Annotated in this window: 5 protein-coding genes and 1 pseudogene; 4 read left to right on the forward strand and 2 right to left on the reverse strand. The window is 69.8% G+C overall.

The window, feature by feature from the left end; genetic code table 11:
* Window positions 1–1,082, forward strand: a pseudogene (locus tag ACFWGZ_RS38015) (excinuclease ABC subunit A); the annotation flags it as partial.
* Window positions 1,083–1,380: 298 nt separating this feature from the next.
* A complete protein-coding gene (locus ACFWGZ_RS38020; protein WP_382456442.1) occupies window positions 1,381–1,848 on the forward strand; it encodes an SRPBCC family protein in 468 nt (155 codons plus the stop codon).
* A gap of 19 nt (window positions 1,849–1,867) precedes the next feature.
* Here ACFWGZ_RS38020 and ACFWGZ_RS38025 read toward each other — a convergent pair whose 3' ends face one another.
* Window positions 1,868–2,464 (reverse strand): TetR/AcrR family transcriptional regulator, encoded by a 597-nt coding sequence (locus ACFWGZ_RS38025; protein WP_382456443.1) that lies wholly within the window; start codon window positions 2,462–2,464, stop codon window positions 1,868–1,870.
* A 75-nt stretch (window positions 2,465–2,539) separates the two neighbouring features.
* Here ACFWGZ_RS38025 and ACFWGZ_RS38030 point away from each other — a divergent pair, with 75 nt between their 5' ends.
* Window positions 2,540–3,694, forward strand: a complete 1,155-nt coding sequence (locus tag ACFWGZ_RS38030) for an FAD-dependent oxidoreductase (protein WP_382456444.1) — start codon at window positions 2,540–2,542, stop codon at window positions 3,692–3,694.
* Window positions 3,695–3,766: 72 nt separating this feature from the next.
* A complete protein-coding gene (locus ACFWGZ_RS38035; protein WP_382456445.1) occupies window positions 3,767–4,927 on the forward strand; it encodes a hypothetical protein in 1,161 nt (386 codons plus the stop codon).
* A gap of 47 nt (window positions 4,928–4,974) precedes the next feature.
* On the opposite strand, the gene ACFWGZ_RS38040 is transcribed toward ACFWGZ_RS38035, so the two are convergent.
* On the reverse strand, window positions 4,975–6,925 hold a 1,951-nt coding region (locus tag ACFWGZ_RS38040), incomplete at its 5' end, for an alpha-galactosidase (RefSeq protein ID WP_382456446.1).

Raw genomic sequence — 6,925 nt, forward strand, 5'->3', positions numbered from 1 at the left:
GCCAGTACCTGAACGGCAGGAAGTCGATCCCGACGCCCGACATCCGCCGCCCGGTGGACCCGGAGCGCCGGCTCACGGTGCACGGCGCCAGGGAGAACAACCTCCGGGACATCGACGTCTCCTTCCCGCTCGGGGTGCTCACCGCCGTCACCGGCGTCTCGGGCTCCGGGAAGTCGACGCTGGTCAACGACATCCTCTACACCCACCTGGCCCGGGAGCTGAACGGCGCGAAGTCGGTCCCCGGCCGCCACACCCGGGTCGACGGCGACGACCCGGTCGACAAGGTGGTCCACGTCGACCAGTCGCCCATCGGCCGTACGCCCCGGTCCAACCCGGCCACGTACACCGGCGTCTTCGACCATGTCCGCAAGCTCTTCGCGGAGACGATGGAGGCGAAGGTGCGCGGCTATCAGCCCGGCCGGTTCTCGTTCAACGTCAAGGGCGGCCGCTGCGAGGCGTGCGCGGGCGACGGCACCATCAAGATCGAGATGAACTTCCTGCCGGACGTCTACGTCCCCTGCGAGGTCTGCAAGGGCGCGCGGTACAACCGCGAGACGCTGGAAGTGCACTACAAGGGCAAGACGATCTCCGAGATCCTCGACATGCCGATCGAGGAGGCCGCGACCTTCTTCGAGCCGATCAACGCGATCTACCGCCACCTGAAGACGCTGGTCGAGGTCGGCCTCGGCTACGTGCGGCTCGGGCAGCCGGCGCCGACGCTGTCCGGCGGCGAGGCGCAGCGCGTGAAGCTCGCGTCGGAGCTGCAGAAGCGGTCGACGGGCAAGACGGTCTACATCCTCGACGAGCCCACGACGGGCCTGCACTTCGAGGACATCCGCAAGCTGCTGGGCGTGATCAACGGCTTGGTGGACAAGGGGAACACCGTCATCGTCATCGAGCACAATCTCGACGTCATCAAGACGTCCGACTGGATCGTCGACATGGGTCCCGAAGGGGGCTCCGGCGGAGGTATGGTCGTGGCAGAGGGCACACCCGAGCAGGTCTCCGAGGTCGAGAAGAGCTACACGGGGCAGTTCTTGCTGCAGGTGCTCGAGAACGAGGAGGTGTCGGCAGCAGGGTGATGATCCCACTCGACGCGCTGGCCCACCGCGAGATCCTTCGGGCATCACGCGAGGAGCCCTCAGCGCACCCCTTCAGCCTCGTAGAGGTGCTCGACTCGACGGAGCAGGCACTCCGCCGCGTCGTGGCTGCCGGTTGGTTGCGGGCCCTGGAACGGCTTCCTCAGCTCACCGGCAAGTGAACACGGACGGCCTAGTGGGACGCTCGAGTCCCGCTAGAGCCGTAGTACACGCCGTGAGGAATCGCGGTCACCTGTGAGTTCTATCGGTTTGCTGTCACTCGGACGAGGTATCCGGGATGATGGTGGCCGTGTCACTCAACCGCTATCGCTTCCACAGCGTGTGGCACATTGCCGCGTCTCCTGACGCCGTGTACGAGGTGCTGTCCGACATCGCGAACTACCCGAAGTGGTGGCACGAGGTCCGGTCGGCCAGGAGGATCGACGACGAGACGGGCGAGCTGCACTGCCGCTCGTTCCTCCCGTTCGACCTCGTCGTGCAGGTACGCCACAGCATCCGGAACCAGCAGGCCGGCCTGCTGCGCGCGACGCTGTCCGGTGATCTCGAGGGCTTCGCGAGCTGGGAGATCATCGGCAGGGACGGCGGCACGGACCTGATGTTCGACCAGGAGGTCGTCGTCAACAAGGCGCTGCTGCGGCGCCTGGTGCTGATCGCGAAGCCGTTCTTCCGCGGCAACCACGACCTGATGATGCGCGGCGGGTTCAAGGGCCTGAAGCAGGTGCTCGAGGAGAAGCCCGCCGGCGCGTGACCGTCCCGCCGGCTCGGGATCAGGCGCGGCCGGACAGGTGCCGCACCAGCAGTGCGAGCTGGTCCGCGTACCTCGCGGCGAACTCGGGCGTTGCCGGGTCCTCGCCGGTGATCTGGCCCGCGGTCTGCCGCAGGGTCAGCGGCGCGGAGGCCGCCGCCATCAGCGCCAGCAGCAGGAAACCGGGGTCGAGGTCCGCCGGCAGTTCGCCCGCCTCCTGCCGGTCGCGCAACTGGTCGACCTGGCTGCGCAGGAACGCCTCGTCGACGGTCGGGCTGTCCCCGGCCAGGTTCGCCCACGCCCACAGGCGGCCATGGTCGGTGAGCGTCGTTTGCACGAAGCCCGCCAGCACCTGGTCGAGCGGCTGCGCGGTGCTCGCCATCTCGGCCGCCGTGGTGTGCCAGCTCGTCGCGATCTCCTTGTAGAGACCCTCTTTGCCGCCGAAGTAGTACGAGATCAGCTGTTTGTTCACGCCTGCCCGCGCCGCGATGTCCGTCGTGCGCGTGGCCGCGTACCCCTTCGCGCCGAACTCCGCCGCGGCCGCCTCGATCAGCAGGGCCCGCGTGCGTTCCGGGTCGCGCTTGCGTTCCGAGGCACTGGGAGAGCGGCGTTGATCCACCGCCACACGGTAGCCGACGGTCCTTTATCAACCAATGAGTTGACTTAATCAACCGTACGGTTGAAACTTAGCGGCATGAGAATCGCTGTGGTGGGTGGGGGAATCGGCGGGCTGTGCCTGGCGCACGGGTTGCGCCGGGCCGGCGTGGACGTGGCGGTGTACGAGCGCGAGCTCTCGCGCACGGACCGCCTGCAGGGGTATCGGGTGCACATCAACCCGGACGGTGCCGCCGCGTTGCGGGAGTGTTTACCGGCGGCCGGGTGGGAGCGGTTCGAACGGAGCGCGGGCACCGGCGGCAACGGGTTCGGCTTCCTGACCGAGCAGCTCAAGCCCCTGCTGGTGCTCGAACCGGAGGCGGAGAAGCACTACTCGGCCAGCCGGATCACGCTCCGGCAGGTGCTGCTCGACGGGCTGGACGTGCGGTTCGGCAAGCGGTTCGAGCGCTACGAGCAGGGCGACGGCATCACGTTGCACTTCGAGGACGGCACGACCGCCGGGTGCGACGTGCTCGTCGGCGCCGACGGCATCCGGTCCCGCGTGCGCGAGCAGTACCTGCCGCACGCGGGCACCGAGGAGGTCGGCGTCACCGCGGTGGCGGGCAAGCTCTTCCTCGACGACCACGACTGGATCCCGCGTGCTCTCCTCGAACGGGCCAACACGATCGTCCCGACGAGCAGGTGCGGGATGTTCCTGGCCAGCCACGACGGGCTCGGGCACACGGACGCAGACGGGGTCTTGTTCGACAACACGCGTCCGTACCTGATGTGGGCGTACGCGGCGAACGACCTCGATCTGAGCGAGGGGTTGCAACAGGCCGTGTTGCGCCGGATCGCCCAGTGGAGTCCGGACCTGCAACGGATCGTGCGGTCGACGGACCCGGACACGGTCAGTCAGTGGCGCATCAGGTCGTCGAAGCCCATCGAACGCTGGGGGAGCACGAACGTCACGTTGCTCGGCGACGCCATCCACGCGATGACCCCGATGCGCGGTATCGGTGCCAACGTGGCGTTGCGGGACGCGCAGTTGCTCGCGCGCAAGCTCGCCGAGAGCGGCCTCGACGGCATCCGCGCCTACGAGGCCGAGATGTACGACTACGGCTTCGCGGCCGTGCGCGACTCACTGCGCGCTGCCAAGCAGTTCGCGGAGGGGAGCCCCTTCTCGCGCACCGTCTTCCGGACCGTGCTCAGGACGGCGTCGGCGGTGCCCGCGGTGAAGCGCGCGATGTTCTAGGAATTCGTTTGAACCGTTCCGGTCCGCTCTGCGTGTGGTGTGCATCGGAGGGCACGAGCCAGGAGGCCGGGGATGATCCGCAAGAGCGTCGCAGCCGTCGCACTGGGGTTGATCTCGCTGACCGCCTGCACCGGCACGCCGGAGAGCAAGCCGGTCGCGCAGCAGCAGCAGCAGGACGGCGTGGTGGCGCTGAAGATCGCGCAGATCGAGGACCTCGGCCCGGTCGTCACCGACGCCGGGGGCTTCACGCTCTACCGGTTCGACGGCGACCGGCCGAACGTGTCCACTTGCGACGGTGAGTGCGCCGCGACCTGGCCGCCGGCCACGGTCGCGGGCGAGAACTTCTCGGCCGAGGGCGTCGCGGCGATCGGGAGCATCGTCCGCGAGGACGGCAGCCGCCAGCTCACCGTCGACGGCATGCCGCAGTACCGGTTCGCCAAGGACGCCAAGCCCGGCGAGACCAAGGGGCAGGGCCTGCAGGGCAAGTGGTTCGCCACCGGCGAGTCCGGTGAACGCACGCAGCTCACCGCCCGCACCGGCGTGATCTCCGGCCTCGGCGCGGTGCTGACCAACAACGCCGGCCTGACGCTCTACCGGTTCGACGGCGACACGGCGCAGCCGCCGGTGTCCACTTGCGACGGCGGGTGCGCGCAGACCTGGCCGCCCGTCCTCGTGGAGGGCGGCCAGCCGCGGGTGAAGGGGGTCGACCCGAAGCTGCTCGGCACCATCACGCGCAAGGACGGCAAGAAGCAGCTCACCGTGGCCAACTGGCCGCAGTACACGTTCAAGAACGACACCAGGCCCGGTGAGGCCAAGGGGGCCACGGTGGCGAAGTGGTTCGCCACGGCCACCGACGGCAAGAAAGCTCTGCAGAACAAGGCGATCGCACTCACCAGCGCGACCGTCGCCGATCTCGGCGTCATCGCCACCGACGCCGACGGCATGACGCTCTACCGCTTCGACGACGACTCCGCGGACCCGTCGGTCAGCACCTGCCAGGGGCAGTGCGCGCAGCAGTGGCCGCCCGCCTTCGTCAGCGAGGGGTTCCAGGTGCAGGGCGTGGACTCCGCGCTCGTGGGAACGATCGAGCGGGACGGGAAGAAGCAGCTCACCATCGCGGGGTGGCCGCAGTACCTGTTCGCAGGGGACGGGGTGTGCGGTGAAGCCAACGGGCAGGGCGTTGGCGGCAAGTGGTGGGCCACCAAGGCCGACGGAAGTCGCGCCGGCCGGTAACAGGGGAGAGGGAAGCCCCGGCGAGAACCCCTCGCCGGGGCTTCGCCCTACCTCAGGCGCAGCAGGACCGCCTGCTCCGGTTCCAGGACCGGCAGTTGCACGCCGACGTCCGAGAGCACGGAACCGGGCAGCTCCAGCGGTTCCCAGCGCCCGGGACCCCGCTGGGTCAGCGTGGGACGCCCGGCGGGCGCGTCGAACGACAACCGGTACGTTCGCTGCGGGTCGAGCCCCGGCAACCGGACGCGGCGCGGCTTGTTCTGCGTCGAGGTCGTGAGCTGGACGTAGCCGAACAGCGCCTCGGACCGGTCGGCGGCCACGATGCCGTGCACCCACGCCGCCGGGTCCGGGTGGTCGGAGTGCACGACGGTTCCGGTGTGCACCAGCGAACGCACGTCCTTGTAGTACTCGATCGAGGCCTGCAGGCCGGCGCGTTCCTCGTCGGTGGCCGAGTTGATGTCCCACTCGATGCCGAAGTGCCCGAACAGCGCCGCCGCGACGCGGAACGAGAGGTCGTGCACTCGCCCGGTCGTGTGCGACTTCGTCGGGCCGACGTGCGCGCCCATCAGCTCGGGCGGCAGGAACACCCCGGTCCACCGCTGGATCAGCTGGCGTTCCAGGGCGTCGTTGCAGTCCGACGTCCACACGCGGTCGGTGCGGTCGAGCACGCCGAGGTCGATCCGCCCGCCGCCGGACGAGCAGCTCTCGATCTCCACGTGCGGGTGCCGCGAGCGCAGCTCGTCGAGCAGCCGGTAGTAGGCGGCGGTCTGCTCGTGCACGCGCGAGCCGATCAGGTCGCGGTTGTGGTCCCACTTCACGAACGCGATGTCGTTGTCCGCCAGCACCGACGACACGCGTTCGAGGATGTACGCGTAGGCGTCCGGGTGCGCGATGTTGAGCACCTGCTGGTTGCGCGACGGGGGCGGCAGCACACCGGGACGCGGCCCGAGCACCCAGTCCGGGTGGGCGCGGTAGAGGTCGGAGTCCGTGTTGACCATCTCCGGCTCGAACCAGAGCCCGAACTCCATGCCCAGCGCGCGGACGTGCTTGATCAACGGCGTGAGTCCGTCCGGCCACACGGTCTCGTCGACGTACCAGTCGCCCAGGCCCGCGGTGTCGTCGCGGCGGTGGCGGAACCAGCCGTCGTCGAGCACGAACCGCTCGACGCCCATCGCGGCGGCGGTGTCGGCGAGCGACGTCAGGCGCGCGAGGTCGTGGTCGAAGTACACGGCCTCCCACGTGTTCAGCACGACCGGGCGCGGGCGCAGCGACCGCTCCCGCAGCTGCCGGTGGAACGCCGCGCTGATGCCGTCGACGCCCTCGGGGGAGTAGGCCGCGTAGAGCCACGGCGACTCGTACTCCTGGCCCGGTTCGAGGACGATCTCGCCCGGCAGCAGCAACTCGCCGCCCCCCAGCACAGGCTGGCCGTCGACCAGGTTCTCCGCGTACGTCACGTGGTTGCCGCTCCACGCCACGTGGACCGCCCACACCTCGCCGTCGCGGAACGAGAACCCCGGCGTGCCGGCCAGCAACCCGATGGTCGCGTCGTGCCCGGTGCGCCCGCGCCGGCTTTCCCGCACCCACGAGCCGAACTGCAGCGCCTGCCGCTGCGGCGCGCGCTCACGGCTCCAGCGGCCGGTGAAGTCGAGGAGTTCGGTGGCCTGGGCGGGAACCGGGAGCGCGGTCTCCAGGCCCTCCAGCGCGTACGGCGTCGTGCCGTCGTTGCGGACGACGTGCCGCAGGCGGAGCATGCCGGACGCCAGCAGCTCGACCGTGCCGCTCACCGTCAGCTCGGCGGCCTCGTCCGACGCGGCGTACCGGAAGACGCCGCCCTCGGCGGAGGACGACGTGACGGTCAGCGCGGGCGCGAAGTGCTCGCCCGCGCGGTGCCCGCGCAGGCCGGGGCGACCGGCGTACCCGGCGCCCGCGTCGGGCAGCAGCGCGAGCGGGACCGGTAGGTCCGGCGCGTTATTCGGGTTGGTCCAGGAGACGACGTCGACC

Origin of the sequence: Lentzea sp. NPDC060358, from assembly GCF_042725365.1 — a bacterium.
Classification (GTDB): Bacteria; Actinomycetota; Actinomycetes; order Mycobacteriales; family Pseudonocardiaceae; genus Lentzea.

Excerpts from the sequence above, each read along its gene's own strand:
- ACFWGZ_RS38020 (WP_382456442.1), top strand. The coding sequence starts at position 1,381 with ATGGTGGCCGTGTCACTCAACCGCTATCGCTTCCACAGCGTGTGGCAC.
- ACFWGZ_RS38030 (WP_382456444.1), top strand. The coding sequence starts at position 2,540 with ATGAGAATCGCTGTGGTGGGTGGGGGAATCGGCGGGCTGTGCCTGGCG.
- ACFWGZ_RS38035 (WP_382456445.1), top strand. The coding sequence starts at position 3,767 with ATGATCCGCAAGAGCGTCGCAGCCGTCGCACTGGGGTTGATCTCGCTG.